Consider the following 18,720-nt stretch of genomic DNA (forward strand, 5'->3'; position numbering starts at 1 on the left):
GCATTCACGGAAGGAACCGACATGAGCAGCCAGACCTCACCTTGCATCGTGAGTCTCGACGAGGTCCCGTCCAACCGCCGCAGAGGCGGTGATCTGCGCACCCTGCTCACCCCCGCCACCGTGGGCGCGACCAGCGGATTCATGGGGGTGGCCCGCCTCGGCCCGGGGGAGCGCATCGGTGAGCACTACCACCCGTACTCGGAGGAGTTCGTATACGTCGTGTGCGGCGAGCTGGAGGTGGATCTGGACGGCAAGGCGCATCCGCTCCGTACCGACCAGGGCCTGATGATCCCGACGTACCGGCGCCACCGCTTCCGCAACGTGGGGGACACCGAGGCCAGGATGGTCTTCCAGCTCAGCCCGCTCGCGCCGCGCCCGAGCCTCGGCCATGTGGACACCGAGGACACCGAAACGGCCCAGGTCCCGTCGTGACCCGGCGGGTGTCGGTCACGGGGGTGGGCGTCGTCGCCCCCGGAGGCGTGGGCGTACCGGCGTTCTGGGACCTGCTCGCCGCGGGCCGCACCGCCACCCGCGGGATCACACTCTTCGACCCCACCGGCTTCCGGTCCCGGATCGCCGCCGAGTGCGACTTCGATCCGGCGGAGCACGGACTGGGCCCCGAGGAGGTGGCGCGGGCGGACCGGTACGTGCAGTTCGCGATGGTGGCCGCCGACGAGGCGGTGCGGGACGCCGGTCTGGACCTGCGCGACGAGGACCTGTGGCGGGTCGGGGTGTCACTGGGCACCGCGGTGGGCGCCACCACCCGGCTGGAACACGACTACCGGCTGGTCAGCGACGAGGGCGGGCACTGGGCGGTGGACCACCGGGCGGCCGGGCCGCACCTGGACCGCGCGTTCTCGCCCAGCGCCCTGGCGGCCGAGGTCGGGGGGCGGTTCGGCGCCCGGGGCCCGGTGCAGACGGTCTCCACCGGCTGCACCTCCGGGCTCGACGCGGTCGGCTACGCCCTGCACACCATCGAGGAGGGCGGCGTGGACGTGTGCATCGCGGGCGCCGCGGACTCCCCCATCTCGCCGATCACCGTCGCCTGCTTCGACGCGATCAAGGCGACCAGCGCCAACAACGGCGACCCCCGGCACGCGTCCCGGCCGTTCGACGCCTCGCGCGACGGCTTCGTCCTGGGCGAGGGGGGCGCGGTGCTGGTCCTGGAGGAGTGGGAGCACGCGCGGCACCGGGGTGCGCACGCCTACTGCGACGTCGAGGGGTTCGCCACGTTCGGCAACGCGTACCACATGACCGGGCTGACCCGGGAAGGCCTTGAGATGTCGACGGCCATCGACTGCGCGCTGAGACACGCCCAGGTCGCCGGCTCCGACATCGACTACGTCAACGCGCACGGCTCGGGCACCCAGCAGAACGACAGGCACGAGACGGCGGCCGTGAAGCGGTCGCTGGGCGCGCACGCCTACGCCACGCCGATGAGCTCGATCAAGTCGATGATCGGCCATTCACTGGGTGCGATAGGCGCCATAGAACTCGTCGCGTGCACGCTGGCGCTGCACCACGGCGTGATCCCGCCGACCGCCAACTACCGCGACCCGGACCCCGCGTGCGACCTGGACTACGTGCCCGTGACCGCCCGCGCGGCGGTCCTGCACCAGGTGCTCTCCGTGGGCAGCGGCTTCGGCGGCTTCCAGTCCGCGGTGGTCATGGGCCGCGACGACGGGAGGTCGTGATGCGCACGACAGACGGCCGGCCGGCCGGGCACCGGCCGCCGGAGAGCCGGTCGGCGGTCATCACCGGCCTCGGCGTCATCGCGCCGAACGGCGTCGGCGCCGAGGCGTTCTGGAAGGCGGCCCGGGAAGGTGTCGTCGTCCTGGACCGGATCAGCCGGGAGGGCTGCCAGGACTACCCGCTGAAGGTGGCCGGAGAGGTCAGGGCCTTCGATCCGGGGGCGGCGGTCGAGGAACGGTACCTGGTCCAGACGGACCGGTTCACCCATTTCGCGATGGCGGCGGCGGACATGGCGCTGGCGGGCGCCGGGCTGCGCGCCGACGAGGAGTCGCCGTACGCGGTGGGGGTGGCGACCGCCGCCGGGTCGGGCGGCAACGAGTTCGGCCAGCACGAGCTGGAGCGGCTGTGGGGAAAGGGACCGCAGTTCGTGGGCCCGTACCAGTCCATCGCCTGGTTCTACGCGGCCAGCACCGGCCAGATCTCCATCCGCGGCGGCTTCAAGGGGCCGTGCGGGGTGGTGGCCGCCGACGAGGCGGGCGGCCTGGACGTCATCGCGCACGCCTGCCGGGGCATCCGGCGCGGGGCGGACGCGATGGTGGCGGGCGCCGCCGAGGCGCCGCTGATCCCGTACTCGATCGTCTGCCAGCTGGCGTACCCGGAGCTGAGCCGGGCCGCGGACCCCGACCGCGCCTATCTGCCGTTCTCCGCCAGCGCCGGCGGGTTCGTGCCCGCCGAGGGCGGCGCGATGCTCGTCGTGGAGGAGGAGTGGACGGCCCGGCTGCGCGAGGCGCCGATCCGCGCCGTCGTCGCCGGGCACGGCTCGACGTTCACCGGGCCGCCGGACTGGCCCGGCACCCGGGAGGGGCTGGCGCGGGCGGTACGGCTGGCGCTGGAACGGGCCCGGTGCGCACCGGAGGAGGTCGATGTGGTCTTCGCCGACGCGCTGGGCGTACCGGAGGCGGACCGGGCCGAGGCGCTGGCGCTCGCGGACGCCCTGGGGCCGCGTGCCGCGCGGGTCCCGGTGACCGCGCCGAAGGCCGGTTACGGCCGGGCGTACTGCGGCGCTCCCCCGCTGGACGTGACCTGCGCGGTGTTCGCCCTGGAGCACGGCATCGTGCCACCGACCCCGCGCGTCACCGAGACCTGCCACGACCTGGACCTGGTGACCGGCCGGGCCCGCCGCGCCGAACTGCGGACGGCGCTGGTGCTCAGCCGGGGGCTGATGGGATCCAACGCGGCGCTCGTCCTGCGCCGTGCGGAAGGAGATGACTGATGTCCACGCAACTCACCTACGACTACGACGCACTGGCCACGCTGATGAAGAAGTGCGCGGGGGTCACCGTGGACCCGCAGGCGCTGCGCGCCGCCCCCGAGACCCTGCTGACCGACTTCGGCCTCGACTCCCTGGGCCTGCTGGCGATCGTCAGCGAGCTGGAGCAGCGCCACGGTGTCGCGCTCGACGCGACGGCCGAAGGCTGCAAGACCCCGGACGCCTTCCTGAGCGTCATCAACGAGACCCTGGCGATCGGAGCCTGACATGTCCGCACGCACCGACAACGAGATCGTGATCGCGGCGCCCCTGAACGTCGTCTGGGACATCACCAACGACCTGGAGCACTGGACCGAGCTGTTCAGCGAGTACGCGGCCGTCGAGGTACTGCGGCGCGAAGGCGACACCACGACCTTCCGGCTGACACTGCACCCGGACAAGGACGGCAAGGTGTGGAGCTGGGTCTCGGAGCGGGAGGCGGACCGGGAGGCGCGCACCGTGTGGGCGCGCCGGGTCGAGACCGGCAACTTCACCTACATGAACATCCGTTGGGAGTACGAGGAAACGCCGGGCGGCACCCGGATGCGCTGGACGCAGGACTTCGAGATGAAGCCCGAGGCGACGATGGACGACGCGGCGATGACCGAGCGCATCAACCGCAACTCCAAGACCCAGATGGAGTTGATCCGGGACCGGATCGAGCAGCGCGTCCGCGAGGGGGTCGAGGCGTGAGCGACGCGTCCGGGAACCCCGCGAGCGGGCACCGCGCGCTGATCGTCGCCCGGATGCGGCCCGGCTCGGCGGACGACATCGCCACGGTCTTCGCGGACTCCGACCGCGGGGAGCTGCCGGGGCTGATCGGCGTCACCGGTCGCAGCCTCTTCCAGTACGGCGAGGTGTACCTGCATCTGATCGAGGCCGAGGGACCGCCGGGCCCGGAGCTGGCACGGCAGTCCGAGCACCCGGAGTTCCAGGACATCAGCCGGCGCCTGGCCCGGTACGTGGACCCGTACGACCCCGCGACCTGGCGCGGCCCGCAGGACGCCGTCGCGCGGGAGTTCTACCGGTGGCAGCGGGACCGGACCTGAGCCGGACCGCGGACGCCGGACGCAGACGTGGGACCGGACCCGCGCCGGACCCGAGAAGACCGGACCCGAGCCGGACCCGAGAAGGAGACCGGAAGGAGGCAGCCCCATGACCGCGACGGATGACCGGTCCGCCGCCGGGACGCCCGAGTGGGTCAGATGCGAGCGCTGCGCCGTCCTGATCTACGGCAAGCGCTTCCACCGCACCCTGGGCGTCTGCCCGGAGTGCGGCAGGCACAGCCCGCTGACCGCGCCGCGGCGGCTGGACCTTCTGCTCGACCCCGGCTCCGCCTCGCCGATCGACGAGACGGAGCCGGTACGCGACCCGCTCGGCTTCGTGGACACCCGCCCGTACCCGGAACGGCTGGCGGCGGCACGGACCGACACCGGGCTGCGGGAGGCGGCGATCGGCGCCTGCGGCCGGATCGACGGCCGGCCGGTCGTGGTGGCGGTCATGGACTTCCGCTTCCTGGGCGGCAGTCTGGGCTGCGAGGTCGGTGCGCTCATCACCGAGGCGGCGCGGACGAGCCTGCTGGACCGGGTGCCGCTGCTGATCGTCACGGCGTCGGGCGGGGCGCGGATGCAGGAGGGCGTGCTGTCCCTGATGCAGATGGCCAAGACCGCGCAGGCGCTGGCCGAGCTGGACGAGGCGGGCGTCCTGACGGTCTCGCTGATCACCGACCCGACGTACGGCGGCGTCGCCGCGTCCTTCGCGACCCTCACCGACGTGATCCTGGCGGAACCGGGGGCGCGGATGGGCTTCGCGGGACCGCGCGTCATCGAGCAGACGACGGGCGAGCGCCTGCCGGAGGGCTTCCAGACGGCCGAGTTCCTCCTGGCGCACGGCCTCTTGGACGACGTCGTCCCCCGCTCGGCCCTGCGCACCACCCTGGGCCGCCTGCTGGCCCTGCCCGCCGGGCCCGGCCGGTCGGGGCACCCCGCCGACGCGCGGAGCCGGAGCGTACGGGACGCGGAGGAGGCCGAGGGGCCGCCCGTCGGCGGGCCACCGGGCGCGGCGGCGGCCGATGCGCCGGGCGGCGCGCCCGGCGCGGCAGGCGACGGGAACGCGGCGGCACCGACGCGGCGGGACGCCGCGGCCGGGACGGTGCTGCGGCGGGCCGAGGAGGTGCCGGACTGCGACTCCTGGGATGCGGTACGGCTCGCCCGGCATCCGGACCGGCCCGGGACCCTCGACTACGTGAGCCATCTGCTGGAGGACTTCCACGAGTTGCACGGCGACCGGCTCGGTACGGACTGCTCGGCCATCGTCGGCGGGCCCGGACGGCTCGGCGACCGGACGGTGATGCTGATCGGGCACCACAAGGGCGGCCCGGACCTCGCCGAGCGGCAGCGCCACAACTTCGGGATGCCCACGCCCGGCGGCTACCGCAAGGCCGCGCGGCTGATGCTGATGGCCGCCAAGCTGGGGCTGCCGGTGGTCACGCTCGTCGACACGCCGGGCGCCTACCCGGGCCAGGAGGCCGAGCGCGGCGGCCAGGCCGTCGCCATCGCGGAGAGCCTGCGGCTGATGTCCCGGCTGCCGGTGCCGGTGGTGACCGTGCTGACCGGCGAGGGGGGCAGCGGGGGCGCGCTGGCGCTGGCCGTCGCCGACCGGGTGCTGGTCAGCGCGCACGGCGTGTACTCCGTCATCAGCCCCGAGGGCTGTGCCGCGATCCTGTGGAAGGACCCGAAGGCAGCGCCTCGGGCCGCGGCGGCGCTGCGCGTCCACGCACGGGAGCTGCTGCGCCTGGGCATCGTGGACGGCGTCGTGGCGGAGCCGCCGGGCGGTGCGCATCTCGACCACGCCGCCGCGGCGGCCCTGCTCGGCGCCGCCGTGACGGCGGCCCTCGACGAGCTGGAGCCCTGCGGGACGGACCGGCTCCTGGACGCGCGGCGGCGCCGGTTTCACCGCTTCGGCGCCGCGGCCCCTGCGCCCGCTCCGCACGGAGCACCGTGACCTCATGTGACCTAAGGAGCATCGTGACCTCGGAGAGCACCACCCAGCACGAGCATCAGACGGAGCAGCACGAGAACGGGCACGTACCGGGCGCGGCGGCCCGCGTGCCGCTCATCCACGTCAGCCTGGAGTCGGTCTGCCGTACCGTCGCCGAGCTGGCCCGCGACTCGGCCAGACCGCCGCGCCGGGTCAGGGTCCAGCACGGGCAGACGACCGTGGAGGTGGAGTGGGCCGATCCGGCGGCCGGTCCGGCGGCCGCGCAGACCGCGGCGGTGGCCCGACCCGGCACGGGCGCGGACGGGGGCACGGCCGCGGGCGGAGGCACAGCCTCGGTCCGTACACCCCCTCCGGACACGGCCCCCGGCGGCCCGGAGCCCGCCGCGCCGCCGGAGACCGGGGGCCGCTTCGTGTGCGCCCCGACCGTCGGCACGTTCTACCGCTCCCCCGAGCCCGGCGCACCGCCGTTCGTCACCGTCGGCGACACCGTACGGGCCGGGCAGCCGGTCGGGATCCTGGAGGTCATGAAGATGATGAGCCGGATCGAGGCGGACACCGCCGGACGGGTGGTGGAGATCCTGGCCTCGGACGGGCAGCCGGTGGAGTTCCAGCAGCCGCTGGTCCGGCTCGAACCGCTGCCCGGGGACGCGGGCCCGGCCGACAGGGGGTGATCCAGGTGTTCTCCACGGTGCTGGTGGCCAACCGGGGCGAGATCGCCGTGCGCGTGATCCGCGCCTGCCGCGAGCTGGGGATCCGGACGGTGGCGGTCTACTCCACGGCGGACCGCGACTCGTCGGTGGTACGGCTGGCGGACGAGGCCGTCCACATCGGCCCGCCGCAGGCCAGGGGCAGCTATCTGAGCGTGCCCGCGATCGTGGAGTCGGCGCTGCGCACCGGGGCGCAGGCGATCCATCCCGGCTACGGCTTCCTGTCGGAGGACCCGGACTTCGCGGAGATCTGCGAGGCCCACGGGATCGCCTTCATCGGCCCGTCCCCGCGGGTGATGCAGCAGTTGGGCGACAAGGCGGCGGCCCGGGCGCTGATGGCGGAGGCGGGCCTGCCGGTGCTGCCCGGGAGCACCGGCGCCGTGGCCTCGGCCGCGGAGGCCAAGGAGATCGCGCGGCGGACCGGCTATCCGGTGATCCTCAAGGCGGTGGCGGGCGGCGGCGGGCGGGGCATGGCCGTGGTGCGCGAGCCGGGCGGTCTGGTGCACGCCTTCGAGCGCACCCGCGCGCACGCTCGCGCGGTCTTCGGCGACGAGCGGCTGTATCTGGAGCGGTTCGTGGAGGACGCCCGGCACATCGAGGTCCAGGTGATCGGGGACGGGCAGGGCACGACGATCCACCTGGGGGAGCGCGACTGCTCGGTGCAGCGGCGGCACCAGAAGATCGTGGAGGAGGCACCGGCTCCGAATCTGCCGGTGACGGTACGGGACGCGCTGTGCGCGGCGGCCGTGCGGGGCGCGGAGGCGGTCGGCTACGTCGGCGCGGGCACCTTCGAGTTCGTGCTGGCACCGTCCATGGACTTCCACCTGATGGAGATCAACTGCCGGCTCCAGGTCGAGCACCCGGTCACCGAGATGATCACCGGCGTCGACATCGTGCGCGAGCAGCTCCTGATCGCCGCCGGGCAGCGGCTGTCACTGCGTCAGGAGGACGTGGTACGGCGGGGTGTGGCCGTGGAGTGCCGGGTCAACGCCGAGGACCCGGAGCGGGACTTCAGCCCGGCGCCGGGCCGGCTGACGGAGTTCGTCACCCCCGGCGGTCCGTTCGTACGCGTGGACACCCACGCCTACCCCGGCTTCCTGGTGGGGCCGCACTACGACTCGCTGCTGGCCAAGACCGTGGTGTGGGCGCCGGACCGCGAGCAGGCGCTGGCCCGCATGGACCGGGCGTTGGGCGAGTTCCGGATCGGCGGCGAGGGGGTGCGGACCACGGTGGGCTTCCTGCGGCGTACGCTCGCCCGCCCGGAGTTCCGGTCCGCCACTCACACCACCGGCCTCATCGGCGCCTGACACGCCGTACGGCCACCCGAAAGGCGCACAGCGGCCACCCGAATGCCGCTACGCCGGGTGGCGACCCGGTCACGGTGGGCTGACGGTGGGAGAGGTGACTCCGCGAGATCCCCCCTATCTGACGGATGGTCAGTAATCGGCTGGAGCACCGGAAGGATTGATCATGCGTTCGACTCGCACACTCATAGCCGGCGCGGTGCTGGGCACCGCTCTGACCCTGGGCACCCCTGCCGCGACCTTCGCCGACGTCGTCTCCGACCCGGGAACCGGTGACGGCTCCTCCCGGATCCAGCCCCACGACCCGTCCAGCCCCATCACGGACCACGGCGCCAAGCCCAGCGGCGATGAGGCCGACGGCGCACTGCCGGACAAGGACACGGGCACGGGCACGGGCGACATGACCACCAAGGGCGAGACGACCAAGGGCATGGAGCAGGAGCCCGCCACGGGGCAGACCAAGGGCGACGAGGGCCGGCCCGCGGCCCCGCAGCCGGGCGAGGCCCACGAGGGCCAGGTCCCCGGCAAGGGCCACGAGGGCATGGAACCGGGTAAGGGCCACGAGGGCATGGAGCCCGACGATGGCCATGAGGGGATGGAGCCCGGCAAGGACGGCCAGCAGCGGCCGCACGGCGGTGTGCAGACCGGCGGCGGCGGCACGGCCCTCGACAGCGGCCCGGGTATGGCCGCGGGAGCGGTCCTGCTGGTCGGCGGCGTGGGCACCGGGGCGTACCTGCTGCGCCGCCGCAAGCCGTCGGGCACGTCCGCCTGAGGCGACTCCTCCGCCGTATACCGATGTGCTGTGGCCATCGCCGCACGGCGGCGGTGGCCACCGTGCTGCCGGCCACCGCCCCAGGTCCGAGAGAGGCGACGCTCCATGAGCAGAGGTCAGGACCCCGCGCAGGGCGCCGACAGCGGCTCCCGCGCCCTGCGCTGGGCCGCGGCGGCGGCGCTCCTCGGCGCGCTGCTGATCTACAACCACGTCGACGCGTCCCCCGAGGCGACCGCGCCGCGGCCGGCGCCGGCGCCCACCGCGTCCCCGACGCCGGTGCGGGAGGACCCGGGCATACCTCAGCGCGGGCCGGCCCTGCCGCGTTCCGCGCCGGTCCGCCTGGCGATCCCCTCCGTCGGGGTGGACGCCCCGTTCACCGAACTGGCCCTGGACGGCGCGGGCCGGCTCAACGCGCCGCCCGCCGAGGACGGCAACCTCGTCGGCTGGTTCCGCGAGGGGGCGTCACCCGGCGAGCGCGGCAACGCCATCGTCGCCGGGCACGTGGACACCACGACGGGCCCCGCGGTCTTCTGGCCGCTCAGTTCCCTCAAGCCGAAGGAGAAGGTCACCATCACCCGTGCCGACGGCATCGAGGCGACCTTCACGGTGGACGGCGTCGAGACCTACCCCAAGAACGCCTTCCCGGACCAGAAGGTCTACGGCGAGACCGAGGACGCCCAGCTGCGGCTGATCACGTGCGGCGGCAGCTACGACCACGTGGCCCGGGACTACACCGCCAACGTGGTCGTCTTTGCCCACCTGGACTCGTTCACGTGGGCCTGACGGAACTCGTTCACGTGGGCCCGGCAGAGCCCGCGGTCGTCAGACCGAGCCGTGGAACGCGTGCAGATACGCGTTGACGGGCCGGATCTCCCCGACCTCCAGCCCGGCTTCCGCCATGTGCGCCACCAGGCTCTCCTTGGTGTGCTTGCGCCCACCCACGTTGAGGAGCAGCAGCAGGTCCATGGCGGTGGTGAACTTCATCGACGGGCTGTCGTCGACGAGGTTCTCGATGACCACGACGCGGGCGCCGGGCCGGGCGGCGGCGACCACGTTGCGCAGCGTGCGGCGCGTGCTGTCGTCGTCCCACTCCAGGATGTTCTTGATGATGTACAGGTCGGCGCCGGCCGGCACCTCGGTGCGGGCGTCGCCGGGGACCAGCCGGACCCGGTCGGCGAGCGCACCGCCCTCCCGCAGCCGCGGGTCGGCCTGTGCGACGACCTTGGGCAGGTCCAGCAGGGTGCCGCGGATCCGCGGGTGACGCTCCAGCAGGCTCGCCAGCACATGGCCCTGGCCGCCGCCGATGTCGGCGACGTGCCGCACCCCGGCCAGGTCGAGGAGATCGGCGACGTCCTCGGCTGACTGCCTGCTGGAGGCGGTCATGGCCCGGTCGAAGACCTGGGCCGACTCCACCGCGTCATCGTGCAGATAGCTGAAGAAGTCCTTGCCGTACAGCGCGTCGAAGACATGGCCGCCGGACCGCACGGCCTCGGTGAGCAGCGGCCATGCCTGCCAGGTCCACGGCTCGGTGCACCACAGCGAGATGTGGCGCAGGCTGTTCGGCGCGTCCTCGCGCAGCAGCCGCGACATCTCGGTGTGCCGGAACCGGCCGTCCGGGGCCTCGGCGAAGACGCCGTGGCAGGACAGCGCGCGCAGCAGGCGGCGCAGCGCCCGCGGTTCGGCCTCCAGCGCCGCGGCCAGCTCCTCGGCGGTGGCGGGGTCCTCGCCCAGGACGTCCGCCACCCCCAGCCGGGCGGCGGCGCGCACCGCGGCGGCGCGCGCCGCGCCGAAGGCGATCTCCCGCAGCTCCATGGCCGCCCGGGGCGGGTCCTGCCCGACCCTGGCCGGCGCGGTGGCGGTCACTGCTTGCAGCACCACCCCTCGGGTACGGAGTGGTCGCAGTGGTTGCCCTTGACCTTGTTCCCGGGGCCGCGGTCCTTGTCGATGATGTCGGCGGGCTTGTTGCCCAGTACCTCGTTACGGAAGATGGTGTTGTGGGCGTTGACGGCGCCCACGACGCTCGGGTATAGCACGATGCCGCCGGACATCGGCGACTTCCCGACGTTGCCGCGCACCCGGTTGCCCGCGATCCAGGTCTCCTCGGCGCCGGTGAGCAGGATGCCGGTGCCCTGGATGAAGGGGAGGCGGGCGTTCGGCCGGCAGTACTTGTTGTTGCGGGAGACCTCGTTGCCCCGGATGGACAGGGCTCCGGCGCGCGGCCTCGACTCGTCGCTGACCACGAAGATCCCGCCGCAGTTGCCGGTGGCGGAGTTGCCTTCGACGGTCATCCTGCGCAGCCGCCGGATGGTCACCCCGATCCGGTTCCCGGTCAGCTGGTTGCCGCGGACGATGGTGCCCCTGGTGTTGAGGGCCGCGCCCTCCTTGTTGACGACGTTGGCCAGGAAGATGCCGGACTGGCCGTTGTTCCGGGCCCGGTTCCCGGCCAGGTGGGAGCGGCAGGAGTGCTGCAGGCTGATGCCGTGGTCCTCGTTGTCCTCCGCCCGGACCCCGAAGATGCGCAACCGGTCGGTGTGGTCCGCGTCGATGCCGTTCTTGGTGAAGCCGGAGACCGTCAGGGAGCTGATGGTGACATCGGTGACGGGCCGTCGGGCCGTTCCGGTGACGCAGATGCCGTTCCCGGCGGCGGCGCATTTGTCGGCGTTGTGGCCCTCCCCGTTGCCGCCTTTGCCGCCACCGCAGCCCGAGCCGCCGTCGTCGTCCCCGCCACCGCCACCGCCACCACCGCCATCTCCGCCGCCCCCACCGCCTCCGCCGCCTCCGCCGCCACCCCCACCGCCGCCACCACCGGGACCGCCCCCGCCGCCCGGATCATCGCCGTCACCGGGATCGCCGCCACCGCCTGGGCAGTTGCCACCGCCCGGGTCCCGCCCGCCGACCGGCTCACCCGCGCCTCCGCCGTCCGCGTCCTGCGAGGTGTGCACGGTGCCGGGCTTCAGTACGGTGCCGCGGCCCACGCCGCGCAGAGTGATGTCGGAATCCGAGATCTGGACGCTCTGCCGGTAGGTGCCGGGCAGGACCAGGACGGTGTCACCGGGGCGGGCGTCGTCCACCGCCTCCTGGATGGACTGGCCCGGGCGGACGATGTGGGTCCTGCGAGGGGCCTGGGCGGCCGCGGCGGGCAGCGAGCCGGCCTCCAGCGCGAGGAGGGTGGTGAGGGCAGCGGCGTACCGAATATGACGTGTGTGCATGCCTGGAAGTTATGAGGGAATCTCACACATCGCCACTTATGCCCCAATTACGGGTGATGACTCCTATGGAATATCCGCGGACGGGCGCGCGAGCTCCCGGAAGACCTCGGCGAACCGGTTCAACGCGTCCGCCACCCGGGTGAGTTCGAGCGGGTCCGCCGCCTGGAGGACGTCCTGCCGCTGCTCGTCGTCCGCACCCAGCAGCGGCGGTGTCGTCAGCCGTACGCACAGGGTGTGCGGGGCGTCGCCGAACCGGTCGCCGCCCACCACCGGCCACCCCAGCCGCCGGGTGAGATGGTCCGCCAGCTCCACCGAGTCGGTGATGCCACGGGCGCCGAGCGCCTCGCGCAGCTCGGACAGGTCGGCGTACAGATGGCGCCCGGCGTGCGGGGGCAGGCAGAGCACCCCGACCCCGGTGAGCGCGTCGTGCGCCGCCGTGGCGACCGCCCCGTACGCCCGGGCCGCCGCCCGCGCCCGCTCCCGTACCGGATCCGGCTCGGTGAGCGCGTACGCGGCCGCGGCGGCCACCGGCGCGGGCAGATCGGCGCGCAGCGCGCCGATCGTGGTCAGCACCCGGTCACGCAGCTCCATGCCGCGGCCGGTGGCCGGAAAGCGGGCGACGGCGGCGGGCCAGCCGGTGGGAGCGTGGCCGCCCGCGAGGTCGGCGAGCACGATGACGTGCTCGGGGAGCATCTCGGCGGGGCTGACCAGGACCGTGTCGTGCGGGTCGTGCAGGGTGTCCCGCCAGGTCTCGTCGCTCACGATCAGCAGCCCCTCCCCCACGGCCGCCTCGCACACCTCGTGCAGCAGCTCCGGCGGGGCGACGGTGCCGGTCGGGTCGTCGGCGACGGACAGCACCAGCACCCGGGGCGCGCCGCCCTCGGCCCGCACCCGGCGGACGGTCTCCAGCAGCGCGAACGGGTCCGGGACGCCGCCGCACTCGGCGGGTGCCGGGGCGTGGTAGGCCGGCCGGCCGGCGAGCCGGGCCAGCGGCGCGTACCAGGCCGCGCACGGGCGGCTGAGCAGCACGTCGCCGCCCGCCGCCGCGAGCAGCGCCAGCAGCAGCGGCTGCGCGCCGGGGGCGGCCACCACATGGTCCTGATGGGTCCACAGCCCGCGCCGCGACCAGTATCCGCAGGCGGCGGCGCGCAGCCGGGGGCCGCCGCCGGAGGGCTCCGGCGCGGGGTCGGCGGCGGCCGCGGCGAAGCGTTCGGCGAGTCCGGGGAGCACCGGCAGACCGCCGTGCGGGTCCGCCGCGGCCGGGGCGGGCCGCTGCCGCTGCTTCGTCACCTGCGCACGTCCCTTCCGGCTCCGCGTACAGGGCCGCCTCCACCTTCGCAGATCGCCCTGGTGGGGCGCCGGGGCGACGCGCGGTTTCGTCGGGCCCCAGGGGGCAACCCGGCACTCGGGCGGAGTGTGCGCGCCTCGGGAGGACCGCGCGCTCCTCGGGTGTGTGCGAAAGGACGTGAGGCCGTAATGAAGGTGGCGTTTCTCGTCGCGCCGAAAGGCGTGGAGCAGATCGAGCTGATCCAGCCGTGGGACGCGGTACGCAGCCATGGCGGCGACCCCTACCTGGTCTCCACCAAGCCCGGCATGGTGCAGGCGTTCCGCCACCTCGACCCGGCGGAGGCCTACGACGTCGACAGGGTCGTCGGTGAGACGTCGGCGCGGGACTACGACGCGCTCATGCTGCCGGGCGGCGTCGCCAACCCCGACGCGCTGCGCATGGACGCGCGGGCCGTCCGCCTCGTCCAGGAGTTCTTCGACGCGGGTAAGCCCGTGGCGGCGATCTGCCACGCGCCGTGGATGCTGGTGGAGGCCGATGTGGTGCGCGGCCGGACGCTCACCTCGTGGCCCAGTCTGCGCACCGACATCCGCAACGCGGGCGGTACGTGGGTGGACGAGCAGGTCGTGGTGTGCGAGCGCGGGCCCAATACGCTGATCACCAGCCGTAAGCCGGCGGATCTGCCGGCGTTCTGCGAGACCTTGGTGCACGCGTTCTCCAAGGCCGCGCAGACGGCGCAGTCGGTGCTGTGAGGCGTCTGACACAGGCCGGGGCCCGCGTCAGACCCGGCGGCCCAGCAGGGCCAGCAGCTTGGTCTGGACGTCGGCCCCGGCCGGCGGTTCCACCGGGGCCGCGAACAGCCCGCTCTTCTCCAGGTCGGCGGCGTACGGCGTGATCTCCCGTACCGAGAAGGTGACCAGCGCGGCGGGGAGGCGCTCGTCCGCGCCGATGCCCCGCGACAGGTCCCAGGCGTGCACCACCGCGTCCGTGATCATCTGCGCGCAGTAGTGGGAGGCGGGGGTCTCGCCGTACGACAGGTGGACGGTCCGCTCGATGGCGCCGGGGGCGCGGAACGCGGCGCGGGCCTCGGCCGCGGCGCGGTCCCAGGCGGCGACCGGGTCGTCGCCCAGCACGTCCCCGTCGAAGGCGTCGCCCTGCGCCTCGATGGTCGAACCGTCGCGCACCAGCGGCGGCACCCACAGCTGCTCGGCGGTCAGATGGTTCACCAGGTCGCGGACGGACCACTCGGTGCATGGCGTCGGGGCGTCCCACTGGTCGGGGCGGATCGCGTGGACCCGGTCGGTGAACAGGTCCAGTGCCTCGCCGTGCCTGGTCAGAAGCGGGTTCTTGGCGCTGCGGTCAGCCATGGCAGCCATTCTCCCCGCCTCTCCGGAACCCGGCGAGTGCTGAGCGGTATGACCGGTGTCATCCTGGTTTGACCGGGTATTCGGAGAGTACGCAGTACCGGGGGGCGGCACGAGGAGGACGGCATGCAGCGAGGCAGCGACCGGGTGAGTGCGCACAAGGACGACGAGCTGAAGCACGAGCTGGACGGGCTCCTGCGCTCCGGACACCCCACACGGGCCGAGGAGTGGCACGACCCCAACCCCGAGCCCGCCGCGGACGACGACCCGACGGCGTCCTTCGGCCCCCTGCCGGCCCGCGGCTCACGAGGCGAGTACGAGGCGATGCGCTTCGAGATCGCGCGCCATCTGGCGCGGACCGCGTTCCCGGCCAAGCGCGCGGTCCTGGTGCGCACCCTGCACGAACGGCACGCCCCGGACCGGGTGGTCGCGCTGGTGGAGTCGCTGCCGCCGGACCGCACGTTCCACACGGTCGAGGACGTCGCCTCGCACGTGCGGATTCCCGAATACTGAGATGACACTCCCGCTATTCGAGACGACTGCGTAGCGTGGGAACCGACGATCACCGGTCGGTTCTAGGGGGACTGCCGCAATGCCGAAGGACACAGCCGTCTACACCCACGGGCACCACGAGTCGGTGCTGCGCTCCCACAGCTGGCGCACGGCCGCGAACTCCGCGGCCTACCTCCTGCCGGAGCTGGAGCCGCACATGCGGGTCCTGGACATCGGGTGCGGGCCAGGCACGATCACCGCGGACCTGGCCGAGCTGGTCCCCCAGGGGCACGTCACGGCGGTCGACGCCGCCCCCGGCGTACTGGACCGGGCGCGTGCCGTGGCGGACGAGCGCGGCCTGGCCAACGTCGACTTCGCCGTGGCCGACATCCACGACCTGGACTCCCCCGACGACTCGTTCGACGTCGTCCACGCCCACCAGGTGCTCCAGCACGTCGGCGACCCGGTCCGCGCGCTGCGCGAGATGTACCGGGTGTGCCGCCCGGGCGGCGTCGTCGCCGCCCGCGACGCCGACTACGCGGCGATGACCTGGTATCCGGACGTGCCCGGCATGGCGCGCTGGCAGGAGCTGTACGGGCGGGTGGCGCGCGCCAACGGCGGCGAGCCCGACGCCGGCCGGCGACTGCTGTCCTGGGCCCGGCGGGCGGGGTGCGCCGATGTCACGGCGACCGCCGCCGTCTGGTGCTTCGCGACCCCGGAGGACCGGTCGTGGTGGAGCGGCATGTGGGCGGACCGCACCGTCGCCTCCTCGTACGCGCGGATGGCGGTGGACGGCGGGCACGCCACGGAGCGGGAGCTGGCGGACATCGCGGACGCCTGGCGGGAGTGGGGCGCCCTGGAGGACGGCTGGTTCACCGTCCCGCACGGCGAGATCCTCTGCCGCAAGCCGGTCCGCTCCACGGGGTGAGGGCCGCCCGTCGGACCGCGCGGGTCGCCCGCCGGGTGGGCGTCGGCGGTAGGCGGCCACACGCCCCGGCGGGACCAACTAGGCTCGCCCGTATGGATATTCTGGGGACATCACTGCGGGTGTGCGTGCCGGATCTGGACGAGGCGATCACCGTCTACGAACGGCTGACGGGGACCGAGGCCCTGCGCTTCCAGCGGGGCGGCGTCGCGGTGGCGGCGGTCGGCTGCTTCTTCCTCATGAGCGGCCCCGAGGCGGAGCTGTCGATCCTGCGGAAGATCACGGCGACCCTCGCGGTGAAGGACGTGGACGCGGCGGCGGCCGATCTGCGGGCCGTGGGCGCGGAGATCATCGCCGGGCCCCTGCCCACGCCCATCGGCCGCAATCTGGTCGCCCGTCACCCGGACGGGTCGGTCTTCGAGTACGTCGACCGGCAGGCGGCCTGACCACCGGTGGCCTGACCGCCCTCGGCCCGACCACCCGCGGCCTGACCGCCCGGCCGCATCCGGTACTCGTAGGCCTCCGGCAGCGGGTGCGCGGCGCGCGCCCGCTGCCGCACCTCCTCGGTGACCGCTCCGCCCGGTCCCGCGACCAGCCGCTCGGCCGTCGCGAACCAGGTGTCGCTCAGGGACTCGTCGCCCTCGCGCAGGTCGGCCACCTCGATGCCGGCGTCGAGGAGCGCGCGGGCGGCGGGTGCGTCGCCTTGGGCCAGCAGCACCTGGGCACGGAGCAGTTGGAACCTGCCGCGGTCGCGCACGGCGGGCCGCAGCGCATCGAGGACGGCCCCGGCGTCGGCGGCGCGATCCGCGGCCAGCAGCGCGTCGACCGCCTCGCGCGCCAGGGCGGCCTCCAACGCGGCGTCGTACGGCGCCGCTCCGACGCCGCACGGTGCCGTCTCGTCATACCGTGACGTACCGTCGCATGGTGTCGCGTCGTCGTACGGCGCTCCGTCCAGCACCAGCCGTACGGCACGCAGCAGCCGGTCCGCCGCGCGCTCGGTGTGCCCCGCTGCGCTGTCCGCGGCGGCCAGGCAGCGCAGCGTCCACGGCGTCTCGGCGTGCCGCAGCGACCGCTCCCAGCTGCGCGCGGCCTGTGCCCGGTCGCCCGCGTGCCACTGCGCCACCCCCAGGTGGAAGTCGGCGGCGGCGCCGGACGGCGCGGTCTCCAGCAGTTCGCGCCAGGGCGGTGCGACCAGCGACGCGCCCGGTCCGGTGGGCGCCGTCCACTCCGGCAGCGCGCCGGTGCGCAGCAGGGCCTGCCAGGGCTGCTGCTCGGCGCCCTGAGTGGCCGGGTCGAAGGGGGTGCCGGGGAGGTCGAACCCGCCGCGCTCGGCCTCCAGCGCACCCCAGCCGGAGCCCGTCGCCAGCGTCTCCTTGGGCTCGTTGTCGGCGCACGGCAGCCAGGCGGCGTACGCCGCGTCGACCTCTGCGCGCGGCAGGTCCGCCGCGAGCCGGGCCTCGACGGCCGCGCGCGCGGCCGCCCAGTCGGTGCCGTGGACGGCGGCCGGGTCGGCGGAGACCGGGCCGTACGCCTCCAGCCAGCTCAGCTCCTCGCCGGCCTCCAGCGGGAGGTGCTCCAGCTGGGTGCGGGCGAGCCCGGCCTGGATCTCGGCGTAGCCGCCGGTGCCCGGCTCGGTGAGCCAGCGCTGCCAGTGGCGGCCGCCCTCTCCCGCGCCCCAGACGAAGAGCTTGCGGCCGCGCAGCACGTCGGTGGAGGTCTGGACGAGGCCGTGCCCGTCGCCGTCGACCGCGGCGATCCAGCGGCGGGCGGAGTCGGGCACCTCGTAGAAGTAGTCGGCGGCGTGCTCGCCGCGCAGCGGATACGTGCGGTCGGCGCCTTCCCACTCCGGTACGGGGACGTGGCGCAGGTCGCGGGTGTAGCCGAAGTGCCAGGCGGCGTCGGCGGGCACGAGCACGCGGGTGCGCCCGGTCTCGGGGACGGCGGTGTTGGACCACCAGTAGACGGGCACCCTGCGGTCGTGCGGGTTGCGGATCCGTACGCCGACGTGGAGGAAGTCGGAGCCGTCCGGCAGCCACAGGTCGACCTGGAAGGGCAGGTCCCGCAGCCGCTCCCACTCCCACAGCCGCACCATCTCTCCTCCGTCGGGGGCGGCCACCCGGGCGGCGTGCAGCGGCGCGCAGGAGAGCGCGGTGTGGCCGGTGGCGCCGATGTTCCACTCGATGCCGCCGGAGAACCAGGCGCCGTTCAGCGCGAAGTCCGCGGGCTGGAACACCGGGTTGCGGTAGAGGAGTTCGCGGTCGGTCGGCTTGTGGTGGAGGGAGTGGATCCGGCCGCCGAGACCGGGCAGCACGGTGGCGCGCAGCCGGTCGTTCTCGATGACGATCGCGTCGAGGTCGCACGGGGTGCGGCGCCGCCCGTACCCGTCGCGCGACCGCACCGGCAGGACCGAGCGGAGCGGTGCGTATCCGATCTGCCGGGCCATGTCGGCGGGGAGCGCGGCGCGTACGTCGTCGCCGACCCGGTGCACGTCGCCCAGGGGCCGCAGCGCGGGCAGCGGGTTCTCCGGCCCGAGCGGGGCGGCGGGCAAGGTCAGCACGGTACGTCGCACACTCGTGGCCACAGCGTCACAGTCCTTCACCCGGGGGCCACCTCGGCTGCGGCGACCGTCAGATGACCATGGAACACCGGCGCGAGCCGCCT

Annotated in this window: 20 protein-coding genes; 15 read left to right on the forward strand and 5 right to left on the reverse strand. The window is 74.1% G+C overall.

All coding sequences use genetic code 11. From position 1 onward, the window contains the following. Window positions 1-21: 21 nt before the first annotated feature. The 11 genes from ACQUSR_RS05845 (at window position 22) to ACQUSR_RS05895 (ending at window position 9,567) form a co-directional block, all read left to right on the forward strand. Window positions 22-432, forward strand: coding sequence for a cupin domain-containing protein (locus ACQUSR_RS05845; protein ID WP_431041461.1), 411 nt, complete (start codon window positions 22-24; stop codon window positions 430-432). Beyond that, window positions 429-1,694, forward strand: a complete 1,266-nt coding sequence (locus tag ACQUSR_RS05850; RefSeq protein ID WP_431041462.1) for a beta-ketoacyl-[acyl-carrier-protein] synthase family protein — start codon at window positions 429-431, stop codon at window positions 1,692-1,694. The genes ACQUSR_RS05845 and ACQUSR_RS05850 overlap by 4 nt, the downstream gene beginning before the upstream one ends. Then, window positions 1,694-2,965 carry a beta-ketoacyl synthase N-terminal-like domain-containing protein gene (locus ACQUSR_RS05855; RefSeq protein ID WP_431041463.1) on the forward strand — a complete coding sequence of 424 codons (1,272 nt, stop codon included), beginning with the start codon at window positions 1,694-1,696 and terminating at the stop codon, window positions 2,963-2,965. The genes ACQUSR_RS05850 and ACQUSR_RS05855 overlap by 1 nt, the downstream gene beginning before the upstream one ends. Further along, complete coding sequence (locus ACQUSR_RS05860; protein ID WP_431041464.1) at window positions 2,965-3,228, forward strand: acyl carrier protein; 264 nt, start codon at window positions 2,965-2,967, stop codon at window positions 3,226-3,228. Before ACQUSR_RS05855 ends, ACQUSR_RS05860 begins: the two co-directional genes overlap by 1 nt. A 1-nt stretch (window position 3,229) precedes the next feature. Beyond that, entirely contained in the window at window positions 3,230-3,694 is a 465-nt protein-coding gene (locus ACQUSR_RS05865; protein WP_431041465.1) for an SRPBCC family protein, read from the forward strand. Next, window positions 3,691-4,050 (forward strand): TcmI family type II polyketide cyclase, encoded by a 360-nt coding sequence (locus ACQUSR_RS05870; RefSeq protein ID WP_431041467.1) that lies wholly within the window; start codon window positions 3,691-3,693, stop codon window positions 4,048-4,050. Before ACQUSR_RS05865 ends, ACQUSR_RS05870 begins: the two co-directional genes overlap by 4 nt. A gap of 106 nt (window positions 4,051-4,156) precedes the next feature. Then, on the forward strand, window positions 4,157-6,004 hold the full coding sequence (gene accD, locus ACQUSR_RS05875; protein ID WP_431041468.1) for an acetyl-CoA carboxylase, carboxyltransferase subunit beta: 1,848 nt from the start codon (window positions 4,157-4,159) through the stop codon (window positions 6,002-6,004). 23 nt (window positions 6,005-6,027) lie between these two features. Then, window positions 6,028-6,672, forward strand: a complete 645-nt coding sequence (gene accB, locus ACQUSR_RS05880) for an acetyl-CoA carboxylase biotin carboxyl carrier protein (protein WP_431041469.1) — start codon at window positions 6,028-6,030, stop codon at window positions 6,670-6,672. Between the two features lie 5 nt (window positions 6,673-6,677). Continuing rightward, window positions 6,678-8,015, forward strand: coding sequence for an acetyl-CoA carboxylase biotin carboxylase subunit (locus ACQUSR_RS05885; protein ID WP_431041470.1), 1,338 nt, complete (start codon window positions 6,678-6,680; stop codon window positions 8,013-8,015). A gap of 163 nt (window positions 8,016-8,178) precedes the next feature. After that, window positions 8,179-8,784, forward strand: coding sequence for a hypothetical protein (locus ACQUSR_RS05890; RefSeq protein ID WP_431041471.1), 606 nt, complete (start codon window positions 8,179-8,181; stop codon window positions 8,782-8,784). A gap of 105 nt (window positions 8,785-8,889) precedes the next feature. After that, entirely contained in the window at window positions 8,890-9,567 is a 678-nt protein-coding gene (locus ACQUSR_RS05895) for a class F sortase (RefSeq protein ID WP_431041472.1), read from the forward strand. Between the two features lie 39 nt (window positions 9,568-9,606). Here ACQUSR_RS05895 and ACQUSR_RS05900 read toward each other — a convergent pair whose 3' ends face one another. The 3 genes from ACQUSR_RS05900 to ACQUSR_RS05910 form a co-directional block, all read right to left on the reverse strand. Continuing rightward, complete coding sequence (locus ACQUSR_RS05900) at window positions 9,607-10,596, reverse strand: methyltransferase (protein WP_431047408.1); 990 nt, start codon at window positions 10,594-10,596, stop codon at window positions 9,607-9,609. Window positions 10,597-10,643: 47 nt separating this feature from the next. Beyond that, on the reverse strand, window positions 10,644-11,993 hold the full coding sequence (locus ACQUSR_RS05905; protein WP_431041473.1) for a right-handed parallel beta-helix repeat-containing protein: 1,350 nt from the start codon (window positions 11,991-11,993) through the stop codon (window positions 10,644-10,646). A 63-nt stretch (window positions 11,994-12,056) separates the two neighbouring features. Next, entirely contained in the window at window positions 12,057-13,283 is a 1,227-nt protein-coding gene (locus ACQUSR_RS05910) for an aminotransferase class I/II-fold pyridoxal phosphate-dependent enzyme (RefSeq protein ID WP_431041474.1), read from the reverse strand. 186 nt (window positions 13,284-13,469) lie between these two features. Between ACQUSR_RS05910 and ACQUSR_RS05915 the strand changes: the two genes are divergently transcribed. Continuing rightward, complete coding sequence (locus tag ACQUSR_RS05915; protein ID WP_431041475.1) at window positions 13,470-14,030, forward strand: type 1 glutamine amidotransferase domain-containing protein; 561 nt, start codon at window positions 13,470-13,472, stop codon at window positions 14,028-14,030. A 27-nt stretch (window positions 14,031-14,057) separates the two neighbouring features. On the opposite strand, the gene ACQUSR_RS05920 is transcribed toward ACQUSR_RS05915, so the two are convergent. Continuing rightward, window positions 14,058-14,645, reverse strand: coding sequence for a TIGR03086 family metal-binding protein (locus ACQUSR_RS05920; RefSeq protein ID WP_431041476.1), 588 nt, complete (start codon window positions 14,643-14,645; stop codon window positions 14,058-14,060). A 123-nt stretch (window positions 14,646-14,768) separates the two neighbouring features. On the opposite strand from ACQUSR_RS05920, the gene ACQUSR_RS05925 reads away from it, so the two are divergent. From ACQUSR_RS05925 to ACQUSR_RS05935, 3 genes are all read left to right on the forward strand, one after another. Beyond that, entirely contained in the window at window positions 14,769-15,155 is a 387-nt protein-coding gene (locus ACQUSR_RS05925; RefSeq protein WP_431041477.1) for a DUF2795 domain-containing protein, read from the forward strand. A gap of 79 nt (window positions 15,156-15,234) precedes the next feature. Continuing rightward, a complete protein-coding gene (locus ACQUSR_RS05930; RefSeq protein WP_431041478.1) occupies window positions 15,235-16,062 on the forward strand; it encodes a class I SAM-dependent methyltransferase in 828 nt (275 codons plus the stop codon). Between the two features lie 92 nt (window positions 16,063-16,154). Then, window positions 16,155-16,505, forward strand: a complete 351-nt coding sequence (locus ACQUSR_RS05935; RefSeq protein WP_431041479.1) for a VOC family protein — start codon at window positions 16,155-16,157, stop codon at window positions 16,503-16,505. On the opposite strand, the gene ACQUSR_RS05940 is transcribed toward ACQUSR_RS05935, so the two are convergent. After that, on the reverse strand, window positions 16,457-18,640 hold the full coding sequence (locus ACQUSR_RS05940) for a DUF5107 domain-containing protein (RefSeq protein ID WP_431041480.1): 2,184 nt from the start codon (window positions 18,638-18,640) through the stop codon (window positions 16,457-16,459). The two genes, ACQUSR_RS05935 and ACQUSR_RS05940, sit on opposite strands and share 49 nt — an antisense overlap. Between the last annotated feature and the right edge of the window lie 80 nt (window positions 18,641-18,720).

It is taken from the genome of Streptomyces sp. P1-3 (genome assembly GCF_050613155.1).
Classification (GTDB): domain Bacteria; phylum Actinomycetota; class Actinomycetes; order Streptomycetales; family Streptomycetaceae; genus Streptomyces.

Bases quoted from the DNA above. Each gene is read 5' to 3' on its own strand.
- ACQUSR_RS05930 (WP_431041478.1), top strand. From the start codon at position 15,235: ATGCCGAAGGACACAGCCGTCTACACCCACGGGCACCACGAGTCGGTG.
- ACQUSR_RS05860 (WP_431041464.1), top strand. From the start codon at position 2,965: ATGTCCACGCAACTCACCTACGACTACGACGCACTGGCCACGCTGATG.
- ACQUSR_RS05895 (WP_431041472.1), top strand. From the start codon at position 8,890: ATGAGCAGAGGTCAGGACCCCGCGCAGGGCGCCGACAGCGGCTCCCGC.
- ACQUSR_RS05855 (WP_431041463.1), top strand. From the start codon at position 1,694: ATGCGCACGACAGACGGCCGGCCGGCCGGGCACCGGCCGCCGGAGAGC.
- ACQUSR_RS05900 (WP_431047408.1), bottom strand. From the start codon at position 10,596: ATGGAGCTGCGGGAGATCGCCTTCGGCGCGGCGCGCGCCGCCGCGGTG.
- ACQUSR_RS05920 (WP_431041476.1), bottom strand. From the start codon at position 14,645: ATGGCTGACCGCAGCGCCAAGAACCCGCTTCTGACCAGGCACGGCGAG.
- ACQUSR_RS05905 (WP_431041473.1), bottom strand. From the start codon at position 11,993: ATGCACACACGTCATATTCGGTACGCCGCTGCCCTCACCACCCTCCTC.
- ACQUSR_RS05925 (WP_431041477.1), top strand. From the start codon at position 14,769: ATGCAGCGAGGCAGCGACCGGGTGAGTGCGCACAAGGACGACGAGCTG.
- ACQUSR_RS05890 (WP_431041471.1), top strand. From the start codon at position 8,179: ATGCGTTCGACTCGCACACTCATAGCCGGCGCGGTGCTGGGCACCGCT.
- ACQUSR_RS05935 (WP_431041479.1), top strand. From the start codon at position 16,155: ATGGATATTCTGGGGACATCACTGCGGGTGTGCGTGCCGGATCTGGAC.
- ACQUSR_RS05915 (WP_431041475.1), top strand. From the start codon at position 13,470: ATGAAGGTGGCGTTTCTCGTCGCGCCGAAAGGCGTGGAGCAGATCGAG.
- ACQUSR_RS05845 (WP_431041461.1), top strand. From the start codon at position 22: ATGAGCAGCCAGACCTCACCTTGCATCGTGAGTCTCGACGAGGTCCCG.
- ACQUSR_RS05865 (WP_431041465.1), top strand. From the start codon at position 3,230: ATGTCCGCACGCACCGACAACGAGATCGTGATCGCGGCGCCCCTGAAC.
- accD (WP_431041468.1), top strand. From the start codon at position 4,157: ATGACCGCGACGGATGACCGGTCCGCCGCCGGGACGCCCGAGTGGGTC.